The 20,155-nt window shown below is 58.5% G+C and carries 22 protein-coding genes; 2 read left to right on the forward strand and 20 right to left on the reverse strand.

Features of this window, described 5'->3' with window-relative positions; genetic code table 11:
* Positions 1-6: 6 nt before the first annotated feature.
* A complete protein-coding gene (locus AB4Z23_RS01130; protein WP_025592205.1) occupies positions 7-354 on the reverse strand; it encodes an ArsC family reductase in 348 nt (115 codons plus the stop codon).
* 211 nt (positions 355-565) lie between these two features.
* On the opposite strand from AB4Z23_RS01130, the gene AB4Z23_RS01135 reads away from it, so the two are divergent.
* A complete protein-coding gene (locus AB4Z23_RS01135) occupies positions 566-733 on the forward strand; it encodes a hypothetical protein (protein ID WP_003503889.1) in 168 nt (55 codons plus the stop codon).
* Between the two features lie 60 nt (positions 734-793).
* Here the strand turns inward: AB4Z23_RS01135 and AB4Z23_RS01140 are convergent, their stop codons facing one another.
* The 14 genes from AB4Z23_RS01140 to AB4Z23_RS01205 form a co-directional block, all read right to left on the reverse strand.
* Entirely contained in the window at positions 794-1,510 is a 717-nt protein-coding gene (locus AB4Z23_RS01140; RefSeq protein ID WP_065661459.1) for a 2'-5' RNA ligase family protein, read from the reverse strand.
* A 104-nt stretch (positions 1,511-1,614) separates the two neighbouring features.
* Entirely contained in the window at positions 1,615-3,192 is a 1,578-nt protein-coding gene (gene guaA, locus AB4Z23_RS01145; protein ID WP_065661458.1) for a glutamine-hydrolyzing GMP synthase, read from the reverse strand.
* A gap of 82 nt (positions 3,193-3,274) precedes the next feature.
* On the reverse strand, positions 3,275-3,913 hold the full coding sequence (locus tag AB4Z23_RS01150) for a 5'-methylthioadenosine/S-adenosylhomocysteine nucleosidase (RefSeq protein WP_013635336.1): 639 nt from the start codon (positions 3,911-3,913) through the stop codon (positions 3,275-3,277).
* Positions 3,910-4,359 (reverse strand): PaaI family thioesterase, encoded by a 450-nt coding sequence (locus AB4Z23_RS01155; RefSeq protein ID WP_003514669.1) that lies wholly within the window; start codon positions 4,357-4,359, stop codon positions 3,910-3,912. Before AB4Z23_RS01155 ends, AB4Z23_RS01150 begins: the two co-directional genes overlap by 4 nt.
* Positions 4,360-4,439: 80 nt before the next feature.
* Entirely contained in the window at positions 4,440-4,892 is a 453-nt protein-coding gene (locus AB4Z23_RS01160) for a TspO/MBR family protein (protein WP_013635337.1), read from the reverse strand.
* A 51-nt stretch (positions 4,893-4,943) separates the two neighbouring features.
* The gene (locus AB4Z23_RS01165) at positions 4,944-6,038 is read right to left on the reverse strand and encodes a DUF1513 domain-containing protein (RefSeq protein ID WP_112675297.1); all 1,095 of its coding nucleotides are present in this window, start codon (positions 6,036-6,038) and stop codon (positions 4,944-4,946) included.
* A 4-nt stretch (positions 6,039-6,042) separates the two neighbouring features.
* Complete coding sequence (locus AB4Z23_RS01170) at positions 6,043-7,164, reverse strand: imelysin family protein (RefSeq protein ID WP_112752239.1); 1,122 nt, start codon at positions 7,162-7,164, stop codon at positions 6,043-6,045.
* On the reverse strand, positions 7,164-8,696 hold the full coding sequence (locus AB4Z23_RS01175; RefSeq protein WP_421475982.1) for a di-heme oxidoreductase family protein: 1,533 nt from the start codon (positions 8,694-8,696) through the stop codon (positions 7,164-7,166). Before AB4Z23_RS01175 ends, AB4Z23_RS01170 begins: the two co-directional genes overlap by 1 nt.
* Before the next feature lie 41 nt (positions 8,697-8,737).
* Positions 8,738-10,015, reverse strand: a complete 1,278-nt coding sequence (locus AB4Z23_RS01180; RefSeq protein WP_421475980.1) for an imelysin family protein — start codon at positions 10,013-10,015, stop codon at positions 8,738-8,740.
* Positions 10,016-10,170: 155 nt separating this feature from the next.
* On the reverse strand, positions 10,171-11,460 hold the full coding sequence (locus tag AB4Z23_RS01185; RefSeq protein WP_013635342.1) for an RsmB/NOP family class I SAM-dependent RNA methyltransferase: 1,290 nt from the start codon (positions 11,458-11,460) through the stop codon (positions 10,171-10,173).
* A 61-nt stretch (positions 11,461-11,521) separates the two neighbouring features.
* Entirely contained in the window at positions 11,522-11,890 is a 369-nt protein-coding gene (locus AB4Z23_RS01190; protein WP_013635343.1) for a septal ring lytic transglycosylase RlpA family protein, read from the reverse strand.
* 427 nt (positions 11,891-12,317) lie between these two features.
* Positions 12,318-13,190 (reverse strand): SDR family oxidoreductase, encoded by an 873-nt coding sequence (locus AB4Z23_RS01195; protein WP_174042098.1) that lies wholly within the window; start codon positions 13,188-13,190, stop codon positions 12,318-12,320.
* Positions 13,191-13,193: 3 nt separating this feature from the next.
* Positions 13,194-14,345 carry a tRNA epoxyqueuosine(34) reductase QueG gene (gene queG / locus AB4Z23_RS01200; RefSeq protein ID WP_421476045.1) on the reverse strand — a complete coding sequence of 384 codons (1,152 nt, stop codon included), beginning with the start codon at positions 14,343-14,345 and terminating at the stop codon, positions 13,194-13,196.
* A 79-nt stretch (positions 14,346-14,424) separates the two neighbouring features.
* On the reverse strand, positions 14,425-15,117 hold the full coding sequence (locus AB4Z23_RS01205) for a glutathione S-transferase family protein (RefSeq protein WP_003514689.1): 693 nt from the start codon (positions 15,115-15,117) through the stop codon (positions 14,425-14,427).
* A 157-nt stretch (positions 15,118-15,274) separates the two neighbouring features.
* On the opposite strand from AB4Z23_RS01205, the gene AB4Z23_RS01210 reads away from it, so the two are divergent.
* Positions 15,275-16,081 carry an undecaprenyl-diphosphate phosphatase gene (locus AB4Z23_RS01210; protein WP_441359970.1) on the forward strand — a complete coding sequence of 269 codons (807 nt, stop codon included), beginning with the start codon at positions 15,275-15,277 and terminating at the stop codon, positions 16,079-16,081.
* A 605-nt stretch (positions 16,082-16,686) separates the two neighbouring features.
* On the opposite strand, the gene AB4Z23_RS01215 is transcribed toward AB4Z23_RS01210, so the two are convergent.
* From AB4Z23_RS01215 to pmtA, 5 genes are all read right to left on the reverse strand, one after another.
* On the reverse strand, positions 16,687-17,667 hold the full coding sequence (locus AB4Z23_RS01215; protein WP_174049138.1) for a complex I NDUFA9 subunit family protein: 981 nt from the start codon (positions 17,665-17,667) through the stop codon (positions 16,687-16,689).
* 121 nt (positions 17,668-17,788) lie between these two features.
* A complete protein-coding gene (locus AB4Z23_RS01220) occupies positions 17,789-18,076 on the reverse strand; it encodes a DUF1330 domain-containing protein (protein ID WP_003514697.1) in 288 nt (95 codons plus the stop codon).
* Positions 18,077-18,096: 20 nt separating this feature from the next.
* Positions 18,097-18,804 carry an orotidine-5'-phosphate decarboxylase gene (gene pyrF, locus AB4Z23_RS01225; protein ID WP_038489600.1) on the reverse strand — a complete coding sequence of 236 codons (708 nt, stop codon included), beginning with the start codon at positions 18,802-18,804 and terminating at the stop codon, positions 18,097-18,099.
* 4 nt (positions 18,805-18,808) lie between these two features.
* Entirely contained in the window at positions 18,809-19,405 is a 597-nt protein-coding gene (locus AB4Z23_RS01230) for a histidine phosphatase family protein (protein WP_019564451.1), read from the reverse strand.
* Positions 19,406-19,500: 95 nt separating this feature from the next.
* Positions 19,501-20,094 (reverse strand): phospholipid N-methyltransferase PmtA, encoded by a 594-nt coding sequence (gene pmtA / locus AB4Z23_RS01235; RefSeq protein ID WP_003514702.1) that lies wholly within the window; start codon positions 20,092-20,094, stop codon positions 19,501-19,503.
* Between the last annotated feature and the right edge of the window lie 61 nt (positions 20,095-20,155).

A 20,155-nucleotide genomic window follows, 5' to 3' on the forward strand; every position in this document is an offset into this window, starting at 1 on the left:
CTGCGCTCACGCAAAGAGGGACTGATAGGTTTCCGGCTTGAAACCGACGGTTATCGTCTCCTTGGCCTCCAGCACCGGTCGCTTGATCATGGAGGGCTGCTCCAGCATCAGGCCAATGGCCTTTTCGCGGGTAAGATCGGCTTTCTGGCTATCGTCCAGTTTTTTGAAGGTGGTGCCAGCCCGGTTCAGAACCGTTTCCCAGCCCGCGGCATCGCACCATGTTTCGAGATGGGCCTGGTCGATGCCGGCCGTCTTGTAGTCATGGAAAGAATAGTCGACACCGTTGGCCTCCAGCCAGCTTCTGGCCTTTTTCATCGTGTCGCAGTTCTTGATGCCGTAAATGGTGACCGTCATGTTGCCTGCCTCTTTGTCTTGAACTTCCGGCATAACAAATAATGCGCCGTATTCAACCCGCAGCCTGAAGCACGGAATTCTAGCCATGCAAAAATGCAGTGTCTGACATTCAAACGAGCGCGAGCAAAGCTGCATGGCTTCCCTGCTACATCATGAGTTGTAGCAGCGGCCAAAAATGCCCATTATCTGGGCATCAAAGATGGAGAGAAAAATGCGTCAGGTTGCAAAGACATCGCGTAACTTCTTTGGCGAAACTTTCGCCGTTCTCGGTGCCGCACTTTCGGTTTCGGCCGCTGTTCGCGCGCATCGCAAGCCGGCCCGCGCCGACCTCGAAGCGCTTGGCATCGACGGCAAGGCTTTCGACAAGGTTCAGCTCTAAGCTGATTATCGTTTGCAGCGAGGCGACATCGCCTCGCTCGTGCGTATATGTTGGCGGGCCTTAGCGTTCCGCCTGCTTTCGGTTCGGCCGTTTTCTCGGACCGATCAGTTTATCCGGTAAATGCAGCTGGCTTTCGAGCGGCTCATAACGATCTGCTTTTGCGGAGAGTGCGAAGCGTCCAAGGGACTCATGTCGCGTTTCGCCATTATGGCTGAAAACAAGCTCGAAATTACCCGCAAGCCAGCTATAGGGTTTTCCGGCCGGCATCGGCTCTATCTTCCCACAGCCATAAATCATCGTGATATGCGGCGTGAAGGATGGTGCCGCGATATAGGGAAGGTTTGCTTGTCGAAGCGCGCGTTGCAGCAGCTTCACCAGAGCGTTGATCTCCGGCAGATCACCACCGTTTCGCAGCACCAGACTATTGCGACTGCCGAAAAGCGCGCTTCCGTCCAGGGTGACCGGAACAGGCCGCGCGTTTACAGCACCCATTGCTGCCTTCAGCCTGCTTGTCAGTCCGTGAGGGATTGTCTCGAAACATCCCAAACACAGCAGGGTTATGTGCAGAAGCTCGGCGGGATATGCCTCGCGGGTTGTCCGACCCATGGCATGATGCGACGCATCGACAAAAATTCTTTCCGCCAATTGCCGTGGTGGCTTCAGCAGTAGCAGGAGCTTGTTTCGAAAGCGCGGATTGATGCGCCGTATTTTCTGCGGCTCCAGCCCATCAAAACAAAGCTGCCTTAAGGCTCTTTCGTCCGCCAACTCGCACTCCATGACGATGCTCCACAGCCTTATACCAAGGCCGGAAACCTATCATTGCGCGGTGATAAAATAAAGAACAAAAGAGGAACAAAAGGCGGAATTGCTCCGCCTTCGTTTTATTCCCACTCGATCGTGCCGGGCGGCTTGCTCGTCACGTCATAGACGACACGGTTGATGCCGCGGACTTCGTTGATGATGCGGGTCGCGGCGCGGCCGAGGAAATTCATGTCGTAGGGGTAGAAATCCGCCGTCATGCCATCCACGGAGGTCACAGCGCGGAGCGCACAGACGAAGTCATAGGTGCGGTAGTCACCCATGACGCCCACGGTCTGCACCGGCAGGAGCACTGCGAAGGCCTGCCAGATGGTGTCGTAAAGACCCGCCTTGCGGATTTCGTCGAGATAGATCGCATCTGCCTTGCGCAGAATATCGAGCTTCTCGCGGGTGACCGCACCGGGGCAACGGATCGCCAGACCCGGGCCGGGGAAGGGATGGCGCCCGATGAAGCTATCCGGCAGGCCAAGTTCACGGCCAAGCGCACGCACCTCGTCCTTGAAGAGCTCGCGCAGCGGCTCCACCAGTTGCATGTTCATGCGCTCGGGAAGGCCACCGACATTGTGGTGGCTCTTGATGGTGACGGAAGGACCGCCGGAGAAAGAAACGCTCTCGATGACGTCAGGGTAAAGCGTGCCCTGCGCGAGGAAATTCGGAGCACCCTTGCCGTCTGCTGCGATCTTGGCAGCTTCCGCCTCGAAGACCTCGATGAACAAACGGCCGATAGTCTTGCGCTTCACTTCCGGGTCGGAGACGCCAGAAAGCTGGCCCAGGAACATGTCTGCGGCATCCACATGTACCAGCGGAATATTGTAATGATCGCGGAACATGCCGACGACCTGCTCGCTTTCGCCAAGCCGCATCAGGCCATGATCAACGTAAACGCAGGTCAGCTGGTCACCGATCGCCTCATGGATGAGGATCGCCGCAACCGAGGAATCGACGCCGCCGGAGAGTGCGCAGAGCACGCGCCCGGTGCCGACCTGATCGCGGATCTTGCGGATCATCTCGGCGCGATAGGCTGCCATCGTCCAATCGGATTTAAGACCGACGATCTTGTGCACGAAGTTGGAGAGCAGCTTGCCACCATCTGGCGTATGCACCACTTCCGGGTGGAACATGGTGGTGTAATAATGGCGTGTCTCGTCGGCAGCTATGGCGAAGGGTGCGTTCTCAGAGGTTGCGATAACCTCGAAACCCTCCGGCAGTTTCGTCACGCGGTCGCCGTGGCTCATCCAGACGGGATAGCTCTTGCCCTGTTCCCAGAAACCGTCGAACAGAGGGCTTGCCTTTTTGATGTCGATATCGGCGCGCCCGAATTCCGCCGCGTGACCGCCCTCGACAACGCCGCCAAGCTGGGTGCAGAGCGTCTGCTGGCCGTAGCAGATGCCGAGGATCGGAACCTTGCTGTCGAACACCGCCTGCGGCGCACGCGGGCTGCCTTCCGCCGTTACAGATGCGGGGCCGCCGGAGAAGATCACGCCCTTGGGCTGGAGCTTCTCAAACGCCTCTGCGGCATTCTGAAACGGGTGGATTTCGCAATAGACCCCGGCTTCGCGGATGCGGCGCGCAATCAGCTGCGTCACCTGGCTGCCGAAATCGATGATGAGAATGCTGTCGGGATGGGCTATCTGGGTCATGGCGAGCCTTTAAAGAAAATGGCGGCTTTAGGCAACCCGGAAGCGGGCATCTAACAGCGGAAATTTACTAAAATCGCGAGGTTCAAAGGGTGATCGCACCGTCTTCGATAGCGCGGCAAAGCCTGTCGACGGCGTCTGCGAGCTTTTCATCGATGATATGCAGGTATTCCGTCCAGTCGTCCACATGGTTCACATCTTCCCTGCCATCGGAAATACCGCGCAGGCCGATGAGCGGCACGCCGAAGCGCTGGCAGGCCCGTAGCACGGCATAGGTTTCCATTTCCACCATATCGGCATCGATCGACCCATAGGCGGCACCAGAGACGACGTTGGCGCCCGTGGAAAGCCGCGCCTCGGCAATATCGGGTATGCGCAGGGGCAAGGCCACCTCGGCCGGCAGATCGAGAAACGGCGTGCGACCCTTTTCAAAACCGAAGGCTGAGGCATCCATGTCGCGATAGGCAACAGAAATCGCCTGATAGATGCCAGTCTGGTCGAGCGTCCGCGAGCCGGCGGAGCCGAGCGAAACGACAAGGTCAGGCAGATGGTCCGCCGCATCGAGACCGGCAAGAATTGCCGTGACCGAAATCGCTGCCTCGACCGGGCCGACGCCGGTCATCAAGGGCGCGATGCGCGCCTGCAGGTGGGGGCCGTATTCGGCGGAAGCCGCCATGACGAAAAGTATGGATTTGTCTGCAACATGCAAAAGCCGGTAGCTCATCCGGTAATATCCTCGCGGCCCTTCACCACCATCATCGTGCCTGTCATGGAGGCGATCAGCTTCGCCGGCCCGTCGGAAAGGGCGTAAGCGCGGCCATCGGCAACGATCAGGTTGTTGCCCGGCTTGATGATTTCGCCACGAAACAGGAACCGCTCGCCGCGCCCGGGCGACATGAGGTTGACCTTGAACTCGATTGTCAGCAGCGAGGCTTCCGGCTCTATGATCGTATAGGCGGCATAGGTGCAGGCGGTATCCAGGCCGGCGGCAATGACACCGGCATGCAATATGCCGTGCTGCTGTGTCAGCTTTTCATGAAACGGCAGCTCGATTTCCACCAGACGGTGTTCGATGCGGCTTATCTGCGCACCGATTGCCTGCACCACACCCTGCCGCGCAAAGCTTCTTTCTATCCGCTGACGAAAATCGCCGGGATCCGTGATCTCCATTGGCTTACCTGCCTGCTTTTGTCCTCACCGCAAACTGACATGGCGTGTGGCGGCGGGCAAGGCAAGTGCCGCAGGAGCAATTAGTTCAGCACGGCGATGCTGGCATTCAGCAGCGTGGCAAAGGCGACCCAAAGGGCGTAGGGCACGAAAAGCCACATGGAGATGCGGTCACGACTATAGGTGAGCGCAATGAAAGCCAGAATGCAGATCAGCATAGGCACGATGATGACGAGCGCGCCTGTCGGGCTTTGCATGCCGAAAAAGATGGGCGACCACAGGAAATTCAGCACCAGCTGCGTGAACCAGAGACGCATGCGCGTGCCCGCTGGTCTCACGATCCATGTTCGCGCTCCTGTAATGCCGATCATCACGTAGAGCGTCGTCCAAACCGGGCCGAATATCCAGTTGGGCGGGTTGAAGGGCGGCTTCTGAAGCGACTGGTACCATTCGCCCGGCACGTTGTTGATGCCGATGAGCGCACCCAGCGCAACAACCACAACCACGAAAATGATATACACGGACAGGTTTTTCATGACGCCTCAAATGCTTTTTGGTCTTTTTTGTTCCGGTGCATTTTCAGTATTTTAGCCTGAAATACGCACGATATGCTGGTCCCACGCCACGTCGCTGCGAATAGCCTCGAAAAATCCGTCATAGGAAGAAACCGCAATGCCCTTTATGGCGGGGGCAACGCCCGCAGCCTCCCGCACGGTCGTCTCGGATACAACACGCCCGGTTTTCGCATCCAGCGTCACGGCCGCGTTGCCATTGGGTGAGGTCAGGCCCACCAGGCCATCGCGCCGGTTGACGGCGATGGCACCGACATAATTGGCAAGGCGCACCGTCGTTTGCTCTGGTAGATCGACGAAGGCAAGGTCCTCGCCCTTCGAGAAATGGCCAACAAGCGGCGGAAGATCGTTGCGCGGTCCCTCATATTGGCAGGCGAACCAGACACGCCCGTCGTCGCCGAGATCGACATGGCGGGTGGAAAGCTGTCGCAACTGGTCTGGCATCGTATGTTTCTGGATCAACTGGCCGCTGGCGGCGTCCAGAAGCACGAGCGACGGCTGCATGCTGTCGACATTGAGTTTGGTTCGGCCGAAATCCGGGTGGGTCTCGATGCCGCCATTGGCGATCACGATCAGCCTGCCATCGTCGCTCACGGTCATGTCATGAGTGCCAATGCCGTGGGCGTCGTATTCACCGATGCGGGCAAATCCGTTGCGGGCATCGTAAAGCCCGATAACACCGCGATTGCCATCGAAGTCGTTTTCGCTGGCGTAGAGGATTGCACCGTCGGGAGAAAATTGCCCGTGGCCGTAGAAGTGGCGGTTTTCCGGCGTGTGCATCACGACAGGTTCGCGGCGTCGCGCGGGGTCAAAGGCCATGAAGAAGGTGCCGGGCCGGCGCGCAAAGGCCACTGTCATGCCGGTCGCATGGCTCGTTGCCATTCCATGGGCGCGGGCTGGGAGCGCAACACGGTCGATGATCTCGCCGCGTTCGCTCACAGTCGCGATGCCGTAGGAACCGTCATGGGCGCGAAAAGCGGAAGCGAAGACAGCGTCCGCGCGTTCAAGCGCATGCAGCGAGCCGGGAGCGAGCGTCGCAAGGAACGGAATGCCCGCTGCCTTGATGAAGCTGCGCCGGTCTATGAGCGTCGGCTTTTTGCCCGATATCACCGCCTCAGTCTCCGTCGGCGAAGGAAAAGCCGGAGCTGAGACCGATTGCGCCGCCATACTGGTCGTTGAGGCGGTAGATCAGGTCTTTGCCGTTCAGCAGCAGGTAATCCACCTTGGCGCGTTGCTGGTCGTCATCAAGGGCCTTTTCCACGTTGGTATCAATCGTTCCGGCAATGCGGATCATCGATTTGGCGATGAAATCGATGGAGTTGACGATGGAGCGCTGGTCGGATGGCACGAGTTCGACCATATCGGCCGTGTGCAGGAGGGTTTGAACGGCCTTGATGTTTGCGGCAATGCTTTTCCACGTCAGGCCGGACCGCCAGTAGATCGCCGTGCGGGGAAACTTCGCCTTGTCCGGCCCTTTGTAGAACGTCTCTATGCGCTGGTCGCGGATTGCTTCGGCGCCGTGCACGAGAATGCCAAGCAGGGCAACCAGCGCCTCACGCTCATCGCGAAAGACGGGATTATCCGCGCCGGGCTGCGTCCAGTTTTTCTGCGCGCCGTCAGGTGCGTTCCAGCTGTCAGAAAGCTCCGCCGCCACATTGGCAACGTTGCCGGCAATCGCCGCGCCATAACGGCAACGGAAATCGCCCTTCTTGTCGAACAGATCACCCGCATCGGTGCCGTAGAGCACGAATTCCAGCGCGCCGAGGCCCTGCGCTGCGACACTCTTGCCCTTCAGGCTCTCGGCGCTGGTGACGCTTTCGTCCTTTTCCGCAAGGTAACGCTGTACCTGTTTCAGGCCAAGACCCTTCTTGTCTGGGTAATAGAGCACACGTTCGAAGCGGTTGTGCTCGATCACCGGACCGACCCGGACGATCTCGATGGTTGACCAGCTGGAGACCGTATCGGCAAAGGCCGCTTTGGCCGCCTCATCCGTCGTTTTGGAAGGGGCGGCGCAGAAAGCCTTCATGCTGCCTTCCAGCTTCTCTGCCGATTGCCGGAAGTGGTCATAGCCGGGACGGATGAAACCGTTCACCGCTTTTTCCATCACGCCCCGGACCTGTACGGCGTCGAGCGGTGGCGGCGGCATCAGCTCCACATCCTGCGCCATTGCGGGCCGCATACCCAAAAGCAGCAGCACGGAGATGAGACCGGGTATTTTTCGCATGGCATTTTTCATCAAAGGGACTCCAGAAAAGCCAGCAAAGCCTGCCGGTCGGATTTTTGCAAGGCGGCAAAGGCATCGCGCGCTTTTTGCGCTTCGCCGCCGTGCCATAGTATCGCTTCTGTCAGGCTGCGCGCCCGCCCGTCATGCAGGTAAAAGCCGTTGCCATTCACGCTTCGCGTCAGACCGATACCCCAGAGCGGCTGGGTTCGCCATTCCTGCCCGCTTGCTTCGCCCACCTGCTGGCCGTCGGCAAGCTCCTCTCCCATGTCGTGCAGCAGAAAATCCGAATAGGGCCAGATCAGCTGGAAAGACTGCATGGGGTCGGCAGCGTCACGGCGGGTGACGAATTTCGGTGTATGGCAGGATGTGCAGCCAGATGCGTAAAAAAGCTGCTTTCCCCGCAACACGGTGGGATCACCCACATCGCGGCGCTGCGGCACTGCAAGGTTTTCGGTGTAAAAGGTCACGAGATCGAGAATGGGGTCCGGCGCTTCCACTGGCCCAAGCCGTGGCTGCACGCCGGTCGGCATGGCAAGACAGTCTTTTTGAACGTCGGTGCAATCACCATAGGCGTTTTGTGCATCCGGCGTGGAAATGCCGATATCGTGGGAGAAGGCGCTGGCGCTCTGGTCGCGGACGCTGGCGTTCTGGGCTTTCCAGCCAAATCTGCCGAGCTTCAGTTCGCCGGTCCGGTGATCCCGTACAAAAGCAGGGCGCCCGGAAATGCCGTCGCCATTTTTGTCATCCGGATCGGCGCCGGCCAGAATATCGGCATCGGCAATGGCCTCGATCAGCCCAAGCCCAAGGGTTGGCATTGCAATCCGCGCCGACAAAGTCGTATCGACGCCCAGGGGGCCATAGTGCAGGCCTGCCACGGCATAGTCTGGCTTGCGAAGCATCACCACCTCGCCGTCGGCCAGCCGCACGGGTTTCTCGATATAGGTGACGACAGGTTTGCCCTCTGCGGCGAGGCCGGGAATGGCAAGGTTCTGAAGCTGCCGGCCATAGGTCTCGTCGGGAAAATTCAACACCTCGTGGCGCGCAATCGCTGCCCGTTCCGCCTCGTTGCGGGCAGGCCGGGCCAGCCGCAGAAACAGGGAGACGGCACTTTCGCCGGCAAGTGGCGGTCGGCCTCTGCCGTCCTTCACATGGCAGGCCTGGCAGGATCGGGCGTTATAGTGCGGCCCCAACCCGTCCGAGGCTTGCGTGGAGGAGGGGGAAGACACCCAGAGCTTCTGGAACAGCGCATTGCCGAGCTTGAAATCCTGTTTTCGCTCAAACGGCATTGTTGCGGATGGATGCGAAAACGCGCCGCTATCGGCTTTATGGGTGCTGGTCGTTGCCCCGCCGGACATGGCCTCGAAGGGCTCCGGCATGGTAAAATCCATCGTCGGCGCGGTGACAGCCTGAACGCGGCTTTGGTCTTTTTCCGTCAGATCGTCACGAAGGGGCGCGGCAAGCACCATCGATGCCACAAGGCAGGCTGCCCCGGCGAAGAAGAACGGCTTGCGGATCCGCGGCAGCGATGAGTTCATGGAAAGCATGGGAATGGCGGGCCGCAGCGATCTGCGGCCCGCATTGGCTCTTATTTGAAGACGGCGTTCGGATTATCGAGGCTGGCGGAACCCTCAAGTTCGATCTTGCCGAGATCGAGTGCCGCAATCACGCGTTCGACGGTTTTCGTCTGGTCGAGAAGGCCGTCGATGGCCGTCTGAACCACGGCGTTGCCTTCCTTGTTGCCTTCGCCGATCATCTGGTCGTAGGCCTCGACCGTCTGGGCACGCTTTTCCATGGCATGCATGGCGTCGAGCGTCTTGTTCAGCTTCGCCGTCATCTCGTCGTTCAGCGCCTTGTCCTTGGCGCCGACCAGCTCCGACAGCGACGCGCCGGTCATCTTCGTTCCATCCACACGGGTATATTCGCCGGTATAGGCAGATGCGATGCCGATGGCGTCGTTAAGATGCGAATTATAGGTATTGTCTGAGAAGCAATCATGCTCCTCTTCCGGATCGTGCAGCAGAAGGCCGAGCTTCATGCGCTCCCCTGCCAGCTCGCCATAGGAAAGAGAGCCCATGCCGGTGAGAATGGCGGTCAGGCCGGCTTTCGGGTCGGCTTCCACTGTCTTGGTGGCTTCGCCTTCCGGCGCCCAGGCGTCCACCATTTCCTGAAGATCCTTGATCAGCAGGGTGGAGGCGGACTTCAGGTAATCGGCGCGGCGGTCGCAATTGCCGTTCGTGCAATTCTTCTTGTCGTAGTCGGTATAGGGGCGGTTGCCCGCACCCGGTCCGGTGCCGTTCAGGTCCTGGCCCCAGAGCAGGAATTCGATGGCGTGGTAACCGGTCGTCACATTGGCTTCGACATCGCCCGCCTCGTGCAGGCTTTCGATCAGTTCGGGGGTGATCTTCGAGGTATCGACATCTTCGCCGCTGATCTTGATTTTCGGATTGGCGATGATGTTTGCGACGTAAAGCTCGTTCTCGTCGCTCTCGGTGCCGTAGGAACCGTCGACATAGTCGATCAGGCCTTCATCCAGCGGCCAGGCGTTTACCTTGCCTTCCCAGGCGTCGACCACAGGGTTGCCGAAACGATAGACTTCCGATTGCTGGTATGGAACGCGCGCCTTGATCCACGCTTCACGTGCAGCTTTCAGCGTTCCTTCGCTCGGTGTTGCGATCAGCGCGTCGATTGCCTTGTCCAGCGCCTTCGCCGTGGTCAGCGAATCCTCGTATTTCGCATGCGCGACGTCGGCGTAATGCTTGACGACAGCGGCGGCGTCGGTCGCAGCGCTGGCGGGAAGCGCGGTGAAGGTCGCGGATGCGGCCAGAAGCGCGAAAGACGCGCTGAGAATGGTTTTGCGGATCATGATCCCTCTCCTTGGGCAGGCGTGAAATAACCTCACGCTGCGGCAAGCGAGTTCTGACCCAATCGCAAACTTGTGTCAAATATTCTAGTTTAGAATGCTTTGAAACAAGCTACTCGATATTTTTCGAAGTAAAATCAGCGCGTGCAAAACCTGTTTCACGCTTTGCGTTTCATTACGCAGAAGAAGAAACCATCCGTATCTGTAGTTGCAGGCGTCAGCGTCACTGTCTTGCCGTCAGAGGAATGCGGTTTGTTTGCATTGCCGCCAAAAGTCGTCTGCCAGCGATCCAGTGCCGAACCGATATAGAATTGCGGATTTTCTTCGCAGAAGCGCGTGACCTGCTGCTCGTTTTCCTCGGGCAGGACCGAGCAGGTGACATAAAGCAGCTCGCCGCCGGGGCGCACAAAACCCTTGGCCTGCGAAAGGGCCTCGCCCTGCTGCTGTACCCGTTCTTCCAGATTGCGTGTCGTCAGCCGCCATTTGGTGTCAGGCCGCCGGCGCCATGTTCCCGTGCCAGTGCAGGGGGCGTCCACCAGAACGCGATCGAATTTTTCATGAAACGGGACAAGTCCGGCTGCGCGGTCGTGAACCTGCACATTGCGCGTGCCGGCTCGTTTCAGCCGCTCGATAATCGGCGCGAGCCGCTTGCGATCCGCGTCGAAGGCGTGAACCTGACCCTTGTTGTTCATGCTGGCGGCCATGGCCAGCGTCTTGCCGCCGCCACCGGCGCAATAATCGAGGATCTGTTCGCCTTCATGCGCGCCGGCAAGATCGGCAACGATCTGCGATCCCTCGTCCTGAACTTCGAACCAGCCTTTCTGGAAGGACAGTTCTGCGGTCACATTCGGCAGGCGGGAAGGGCCTTCGCCGGCGGGGATGCGGACACCCTGACGGGCTATATGCGTTGCTTCCGCACCGCTCTCTTCCAGTGCCTTCAGCACCTTGTCGCGAGTGGCCTTCAGCGTGTTGGCCCGCAGATCGAGTGTCGGGCGCTGGTTCAGCGCCTGTGCCTCGGCAAGCCAGCCCTCTCCGAACGCCGTCTCGAAGGATGCTTGAACCCATTCGGGAATGTCGCCCTGAATATGGGCTGGTGCATCGGCGAGAGAACGGGAGAGAAAGGCTTTCTGCTTTTCTTCATCAGGCGCGGCAGGGGCAAATTTGTCGCCGTCGAATTCCGCCGCAAGTTCCGAAAAGCTCTTGCCCCATTGGCGCAGCAGAACTGCATAACCAAGCGAGGCGGCGCTGTCGTCATCCATCAGCCAGGCGTGTGACAGTTTCATGCGCAGCGCGTCATAGACGATGTTGCCGATCGCGGCCCTGTCACCCGAACCTGCGAAACGATGGGCAAGTCCCCAGTCCTTCAGAGCATCGGCAACGGGACGCCTGCGTCCCTCAATATCCGCCAATACTTCGATTGCTCCGGCCAAACGCCCGCCCAAACGCATTGTCTACCTCATTTTGCTGATTAGCCCGGTTGGTAGACGCGAATGGCGGCAAGGGCAAGGCTCAATCGGCGCTGACGACCTCGTAGCAGACTTTGGCGGTGCCGGAACTGATCATGCCGATGTTTTTGGCAGCGGCCTTGGAAAGATCGAGAACGCGACCCTTGATGAACGGACCGCGGTCATTGATGCGCACCACAACGGCCTTGCCGTTACGGGCATTGGTAACCTTGACCTTGGTGCCGAACCGCAGCGAGCGGTGAGCGGCGGTCATGTTGGCGGCGTTCATACGCTCGCCCGAAGCAGTCTTGGAGCTCAACGCATACCACGATGCCCCTCCACAACCATTTGCCGCATTCGCCTGAAGAGGCGCAATGATGGAACAGGCGGCTATAGTTGCGACGGTGAAAGTTATACGACGGATATTCAACAAACTGTGCTTCCCTGAAAATCGGCCCCGCGCCGATTGATTGTGCCCTTGCTAAACGGCCATTGTCTGGCCTGAACGCGTTTGAATGCGAGATTGTAGGGCGAGGGAAAAATGGCGAAAAAAAGCTGACCTCAAATCACGAAGTGTTACAGACTGTAACATTCGTGATCGTTAGCCGGAAAGGTGTCGTCGGTGCCTTATTGTTGAAAAGTGGAAAAAATGACGCAGAATCAATGCTCAATGGAAATGCTGTTACAAGTCACGCCTTCGTGAATCGAGTTCACGAAATGTGAGTGAAATATTTTTCTAATGGCTACGATTTTAGCGATTTTTGCATGGTTAATAAAAGCCTAATTGACTGAAAAACCACCAAAACCATCCTCAAAAACGGGTTTGGAAGGATTTTTCATCGCTTTTAAATGGGGGATTTTTAGCCCCGCCAGAGGCCGCTTTCCCACAATTGTGTCAGGGAGATTTTGTACTCCGGGAAGCTGAAATCGAAACCAAGGCCACGTATCCTGGCGTTGGAAACACGCTTGTTCTCGCCGTAAAAGGAGCGTGCCATCGGCGTCAGATCGGCGGTCTCGAATGCCTGTTCGGGAGGCGGCTCAACGCCCATCAACGTGGCGGCGAAGCTCACCACATCCTGCGGCGGAGCGGGTTCATCATCCGTCACATTGAAGACGCCGCGTTCATTTCTCCGCGCCAGAAAGGCGTGGGCCGTACCAATATCCTCAACCCGGATGCGGTTGAACACCTGGTCTTTCTTCACCAGCCTGCGCGCCGTTCCCTTTTCGAAATTCATGAAACTATTGCGTCCGGGGCCGTAAATTCCCGAAAGGCGCAAGATGGCAAGCGGCACCCCCGCTTTTTCAGCAGCCGCAGCCCAGGCGGTTTCGGCAGCAACGCGTTCCACTGACCGGGCGGAAACCGGGCGGCACGGGGTTTCCTCATCCACCCATGCGCCGTCATGGTCGCCATAGACGCCAACGGTGGAAAGATAAGCGATCCATTCAAGCTTGGGCAGAAGCCGTTTCAGGTCGTCGCCCAAAAGCGCAAGCAGTGGATCTCCATCCTTCCCCGGCGCGATGGACTGCACGAGATGGGTGACATTGGCCATTGTGGCGATGAGATCGTCATTAAGATGGGCACCGTCAAACAGGAAGGGTGTCATGCCAGTTGCAGCAAGGCTTGCGAACTTGTCAGTGCTGCGCGTGGTGCCCGATATCGTTGCAGCTTCGGTTTTCAGCGCGTTTGCGATGGCCTTGCCCGAATATCCTGCGCCGAAAATCATCACATGCATGGGTCATGCCTCTGCCAGTTGCCATTCCATTTCCGCCTCTGGATCAGGCTCCGGGGCGCGGCCGGCAGAGTATGCACGGAATTCCTCGCTGTCCATAAGCTGCGACAAAGCCCATGCGGCCATGCCGCGCACCTCCGGTGCCTGGTCTTTTTCGGCGAGAGACTTGCATTGCTGCACGAATTGCCGGTCGCGCGAGTTTCCAGCCGCTATCAGCACATTGCGGATGAAGCGGTTACGCCCGATGCGCTTGACCGGTGAGCCGCTGAAGAAGCTGCGGAAGGCAGCGTCGTCCAGCGTCAGCAGGAAGGCGATGGAAGGTTCCTTCAAATCCTCGCGCGCCTGCAGCTTCATCTCGGAGGCGCTGGCCGCGAATTTGTTCCAGGGACAGGCGGCAAGGCAATCGTCGCAGCCATAGATGCGGTTGCCTATCATCGGCCGGAACTCGTGCGGGATGACGCCTCTGTGCTCAATGGTGAGGTAGGAGATGCAGCGGCGGGCGTCCAGCTGGTAGGGGGCGGGGAAGGCTGCCGTCGGACAGGCATCGAGACATGCGCGACAGGAGCCGCAATGGTCCTTCTCGGCCTCATCAAGACAAAGCTCGGCGGTGGTGAACATGCTGCCGAGAAACAGCCAGGAACCATGGGTGCGGCTGACCAGATTGGTATGTTTGCCCTGCCAGCCGAGACCCGCGGCTGCGGCAAGTGGTTTTTCCATCACCGGCGCAGTGTCAACGAAGACCTTCACGTCCTCGCCGGCGCGCGCGGCAAAACGGGTGGCGATTTCTTTCAGTCGCCCTTTTATGACGTCGTGATAGTCGCGGTTGCGGGCATAGACCGAAATGGCTGCCTTGTCGGCTTTGGACAGAACGCCGCGAGGATCTTCTTCAGGCCCGTAATTCAGCCCGAACATGACAATGGAGCGCACGTCGCCCCACAGCGTTTTCGGCTCGGCGCGACGGGCCTCGGTCTCCTCCATCCACGCCATCGTGCCATGATAGCCCTTATCCAGAAACTGCCTCAGCCGTCCTGGTGCCAGCGGAATGCTGTCCGGCGCGGTGATACGACAGAGATCGAAGCCGAGCGAAAGCGCCTCCTGACGAACGAAGTCCGTCAGTTTGCGAGCGCGTATCCGCTGCTTGTCGCTGGCAACGTCGATGGTCGTTTCTCCTGCGGGTTACTCTGCGACATATATATGCGTAGCTACACGCCGCAGCAAATAACCGGGAGGCCGAAACTTAGAAATCCAGATCGGCGTAGTGGGAGGAGGGGGCAAGGCGCGGAATGCGCTCGCTGAGGAACGGCCGGAAGGACGGGCGCGATTTCAGCCGCTGATACCACTCCTTGGCAATGGGCGCTTCAAGCCAGTTGATTTCGCCGAGATAATCCAGCACTGAGACAGAGGCGGCGGCGGCAAGGTCGGCATAACTCAACCGGTCGCCCGCCAGCCAAGTGCGCGAACCCGCCAGCCATTCCAGATATTTGATGTGCTGACGAACATTGTTACGCGCGGTGCGCAGAAGCTTGGAATCCGGGGGGCCACCACCCTGCGCCGCCGTCATCTGCAATTTATAAACCCGCTCCCGCACCAGCGGTCGGGTCACATCGTTTTCCATCTTCTGCAGGAACCACTCGGTCAAGCGGCGGATTTCCGCCCGCTGAAACGGGTCTTCCGCCAGCAATCGCCGGTCACGCTTCAAAACCCCGTGCGTTTCGTCGAGAAACTCGGCGAGCACGTAGGGACCGCTGAGAGAGCGCATATTGTCATCGAGATAGACCGGCAGGGTGCCCGCCGGATTCAGCGCCAGAAACTCCCGTCTTCTTTCCCACGGCTGCTCCTCCACGAGATCGGTCTGGAACCCGTATTCCGAAAGGATCAGACGAACGAACCGGGATGCGGTCGACATGGGAGAGTGATAGAGAGTTGGCATCGGTACTCAATTTTTACGATTGGTTGTCATGATCGACAATTGCCGGAAAACTTTTTCAGTTTCGCTTCATCAAGACGCTATAAGAGCTTGGCTACTTTAAAACAAGTTTAACGCAATTGCTTTCCATTCCCGCTTCCCCCTGAAAAAAGGATACCTCATGGGTGACCAATCGATCATCAGCGCGCTTTTGCTGGGCATTATCGAGGGTCTTACGGAGTTCATTCCCGTTTCCTCAACGGCGCATGTGCTGCTGGCCGGGCATTTTCTCGGCTTCAAATCGCCGGGCAACACCTTTGCCGTTCTCATTCAGCTCGGCGCGATCATTGCTATCCTTCTTGTTTATTTTCAGAAGCTTGTGTCGATCGCCATGGCGATGCCAACAAGTGCCAAAGCGCGCCGCTTCGTGCTTGCTGTCGCTGTCGCCTTCCTGCCGGCGGCGGTGATCGGCGCTCTGGCGCATGACTTCATCAAGACGGTGCTGTTCGAAACACCCATCCTCATCTGTATCGTGCTGGTTATCGGCGGCGTCATATTGCTGGCCGTCGACCGGATGCCGCTGAAGCCCAGATATACCGACATCATGGATTATCCGCCGTCGCTTGCCTTCAAGATCGGTCTGTTCCAGTGCCTTGCGATGGTTCCGGGCACCTCCCGGTCCGGCGCTACCATTGTCGGCGCGGTGTTGATGGGCACGGACAAGCGCTCCGCCGCCGAATTCTCGTTTTTCCTGGCGATGCCGACCATGCTCGGCGCGTTTGTGCTCGATCTCTACAAGAACCGCGATGCGCTGAGCTTCGATGACAGTGCACTGATTGCCGTAGGCTTCATCGCCGCTTTCGTCTCCGGCCTGTTCGTCGTGCGCTCGCTGCTGGACTTCGTCTCGCGACGCGGTTTTGCACCCTTTGCCTGGTGGCGCATCGTCATCGGCTCGCTGGGTCTGGCGGCACTTCTGCTCTACCGTTGAGCCGAGCTTTAAAGTAGCCGTTCGTTTCCAATGCACGGACAAAATAAAAAGCGCCCCGGAGAATCCGGAGGCGCTTTTTATTTGAGACTTGTGAAAGCTGATCAGTTCGTGCTGATCGAAGCCGTTGCGCAAGGGTCGACACCGTAGGCGGGAGCGCAACCGCTCTTACCCGCTGCAACCGTGCCCGGCGCCATGAAAGAACCCGCCAGAACCACCAAAGCCGCACACGCAAAAAAGAGTGCGATAGATCTGCCCATTTTATTATTGCCTTTCAGACGTTCGTTCGCGCGGATTACGCCGCCGTGTGTGAAGTGAGGGTTCTGGATATGTTAGGAATGTGGCCATTATCAATAAAGCGGCTTGCTGAATACCGGGTTAATGCGAAGTCTTTTCCACAGTTGCGCTTGTGCCACGCTTGGCTGTGGAGGCCACTTTGCCGTTAACTTTTACCCGACTGTTCAAAACAGCTTCAGTCGATGGTGCACCTCCCCTGCAGTTGAGGGGGAAATGCGCCAATAGCGGTTTGGTTGCGATTGAATTGCGCAAAAACAAAAAGCGGGAATGGTTCCCGCTTTCGTTCAGATCGTTAATGCGCGACGGTAGGCTTATGCTGCTTTTCCGGCGTTCGAGAACTGTCCGTGCGGGCGATAGTGCACCATGTAGGACGGCAGGACGGAAGCAACGCGAACGGGCGTAATGCCGATGCCTTCCAGGGTCAGGCCGTTCTTTTCCGCGTCAGCGGAAACGACATTATCCTTTTTCAGCATGGTCACCTGATCGACAGTCAGCGGCGGCGTAATCAGCGGCACCAGCGAAGCGATTTTTCCGATCATTGAGGCGACGCCGAAAGGCAGGTTGACGAAAGGACGCTGACGGTAGGTTGCGGCAAGAACCGCCTCAAGACAGTCGCGGAACGTCATGACGTCCTGGCCACCCAGTTCATAGATGGCGCCGGGCTTCAGCTTGCCATCCACGTTGCGGGCAACGGCTTCTGCTACATCTTCGACATAGACCGGCTGAAACTTGGTTTTTCCGCCGCCGATCAGCGGCAGGAACGGCAGGCTGCGGGCCATCTTGGCGAATTTATTGAAGAAGTCGTCTTCCGGTCCAAAGATGATCGAAGGACGCAGGATTACGGCGCCGGGCAGAACGGAATGGATTGCTGCCTCGGCGCGGCCCTTTGTGCGGCCGTAGCCGGTCGACGAATTGGCATCGGCACCGATGGCGGAGATGTGCGTCAGCGTTGCACCGGCGTTGCGGGCTGCCTCGGCAATGGCTTTCGCGCCGAATTCCTGCACGGCGTCAAAGGTGTTGCGGCCGCTTTCGGCCAGAATGCCAACGCAATTGACCACGTGGTCGGCGTCTTCGATGGCTTTGACGATGGAGTCGCGATACCGCAGGTTCGCCTGGGCAAACGAGATCTGGCCGACATTGCCGAGCGGCTGCAGGAAACCAGCAAGATCGGGACGGCGCACGGCAACGCGGATGCGATAACCGCGCTTGGCGAGCATCCGCACGACATGCCGCCCGACGAAACCCGAACCGCCGAAAACGGTGACGAGGGGTGGAAGGTTGGCCAAGGTCATGGGAGGCTCCTCAGAAGCTGTCGATAAAGCGTTTTTCAGTCTATTAGCCCAAAGCCGTGCGCGCGTGAAGAGACGTTGTCACCAGGCACGGGACTAGTTTTGGAAATGCGGTTGACGACCGTCAAATTCCTTCGACGATCATCATCTCCGCGTCGGCGACTTCCTGACGGATTTTGGCCGCCGCCTGGTATTCGGGCGAGTTGTAGCAATCGATCGCGTGCTGCACAGAGGGGAATTCGATGATGACGTTGCGTGCGCGTGCCTTGCCTTCAAGTTCGGTCAACGCACCGCCGCGGGCGAGAAAGTTGGCGCCGAACCTCTCGAAAGCGGGCTTCGCAGTCGACACGTAGTCCTTGTAGCGTTCGTTGTCGCGTACATCCACGCGCGCTATCCAGTAACCCTTTGCCATTTCGTCTCCTCCCATGGTCCTTATTGATTTGCCGGAAAGCTGGCGCGCAGCATGTCGTCAAGAATGGCGCGGGCTGCTGCTTTCGGATCTTCTGCTCTGACGATGGGGCGGCCGACAACCAGATGGCTCGAACCGGCCTTGATGGCGTCAAAAGGCGTCATCACGCGCTTCTGGTCTCCCGCCTCGGCACCGGCCGGGCGAATACCTGGGGTGACGACGGCAAGGTCGGGGCCCAAGATTTCACGCACCGCCGTCGATTCCTCTGCCGAACAGACGATGCCGCCCATGCCCGCCTCGCGCGCCTGTTCCGCACGGCGCAGCACCAGCGAACGGGCATCCGATGCATAGCCGGCTTCCGCAAGATCGGCATCATCCATCGAGGTTAGCACGGTGACACCAAGCAGGCAGAGGCCAGAGCCTTCGGCTGCCTTGACTGCGGCGCGCATGGCTTTCGGGTAGGCATGCAGGGTCAGCATCGACATGCCCATGCGGGCGATGTTTTCGACGCCGGAGGCGACGGTGTTGTCGATGTCGAGCAGTTTCATGTCGAGAAAGACTTTCTTGCCGCTCTGGGCAAGGTCGCGGGCGAATTCGAGACCACCGGCAAATACCAGCTGATAGCCGATCTTGTAGAACAGAACCTCATCGCCAATCTTCGACACGATGTCTTCAGCTTGTTGCACAGTCGGAACATCGAGCCCGACGATCAGTTTTTCGCGCGCGGTCATTGTCTTATCCCTGCCATGTTTCCATTGCCGTCCAGTCGCATGTGGGGCGCTGAGCTGCAAGTGAAAATTCGGCGATTGGGAACCGGAAAAGATTGCCGCCGCCGGGTGGCTGGTCCTTGCTGCGACTGATGCCGACGCCTTCGATATGGCATTTCAAAAGCGTGCCGACGCCGCCATGGCCGACAAAGGCAATCGGCTGTTGCGGGTCGTGCCGGCCTAGAACGGCCGTGACGGCGTTAACAATTCGCGCCTGCGCATCGATTGCCCGTTCCCAGCCGTGGAAGCTTTCTCGCGGATGGGCAAAAAACCAGTCGGCGGCCTTTTCGAATTCCGGCGGCGTCAGGAAGCCTGTGGCCGACCGGTCGTTCTCATGCATCGCCTCGATGATCTCAATATCCGCGCCGGATGTTTCAGCAAGGATTCGGGCGGTTTCGATGGCTTTGGTTTCCGCGCTCGACACGATCCGGCGCAATGCGCGTGCCCATGGCAGGCGGCTTGCCTCACACGCCCGCCGTGCACCCAAGTCCGAAAGTCCCCATTCCGGAACCGGAACCGCCGGATCGATCCGGACCTGGGGATGGGTAATGTAAAGGGCGTGCATGGGAACGGTCCTCAATGGCGATGGAAGGGCAAATCAGTACCCTAACCATCTGTCACGACCGGGAAATGACGGCCTTTGCCCACTCTGCCGTGTGATCAGGCCCGGGTATAGGTCCACAATTGCGCCGGAGGAATGTTGCGCACGATGAAATCGAAATGGCGGATGTGGTAGAGATGCGGCTGCGCAACGATCGGGGAAATCGGACCGTAGGATATCTGTATGACGGGGCGACCGTGCGGCACGCGTTTCAGCAATTCGTCGAGAAGCTTGATGCGGGCGGCCATCGGAAAATTCAGCATCGGTACGGCGGAAATGACGCTGTCGAACATCTGGCCCTGGTGCTCGCCAAGTGTCGCATTCAGATCGAAGGCATCGCCATTGATGAAGTTGACGCCCGGATAACTTCTGAGAAGCTGGTTGTAGAAATCGGTCGAATATTCGATGGCCGTCAGGCGCTCCGGCTTGATGCCGCGTGCCAGAATGGCCTTGGTGATGACACCGGTACCGGGGCCGAGTTCGAGAACTGGCAAGTCTGAATGCGGGTCGATGACACTCGCCATTTTTCTTGCCGTGATGGAGGATGTCGGGACGATGGCTCCGACCTTTTTCGGCTGGCTGACCATGCCTTTGAAAAAGCGGATTTCTTCCTCAAATTTTCTTTCAAAGCGTTGCTTCAGGTTGAGTGCCATAATTCCCCTCGGATGTATTTTGGTCATTGTCAAAAAAATGTTACGCACTGTTGATCTCATT

It is taken from the genome of Agrobacterium sp. MCAB5 (assembly GCF_052114365.1).
In the GTDB taxonomy this organism is placed as follows: Bacteria; Pseudomonadota; Alphaproteobacteria; order Rhizobiales; family Rhizobiaceae; genus Agrobacterium; species Agrobacterium tumefaciens.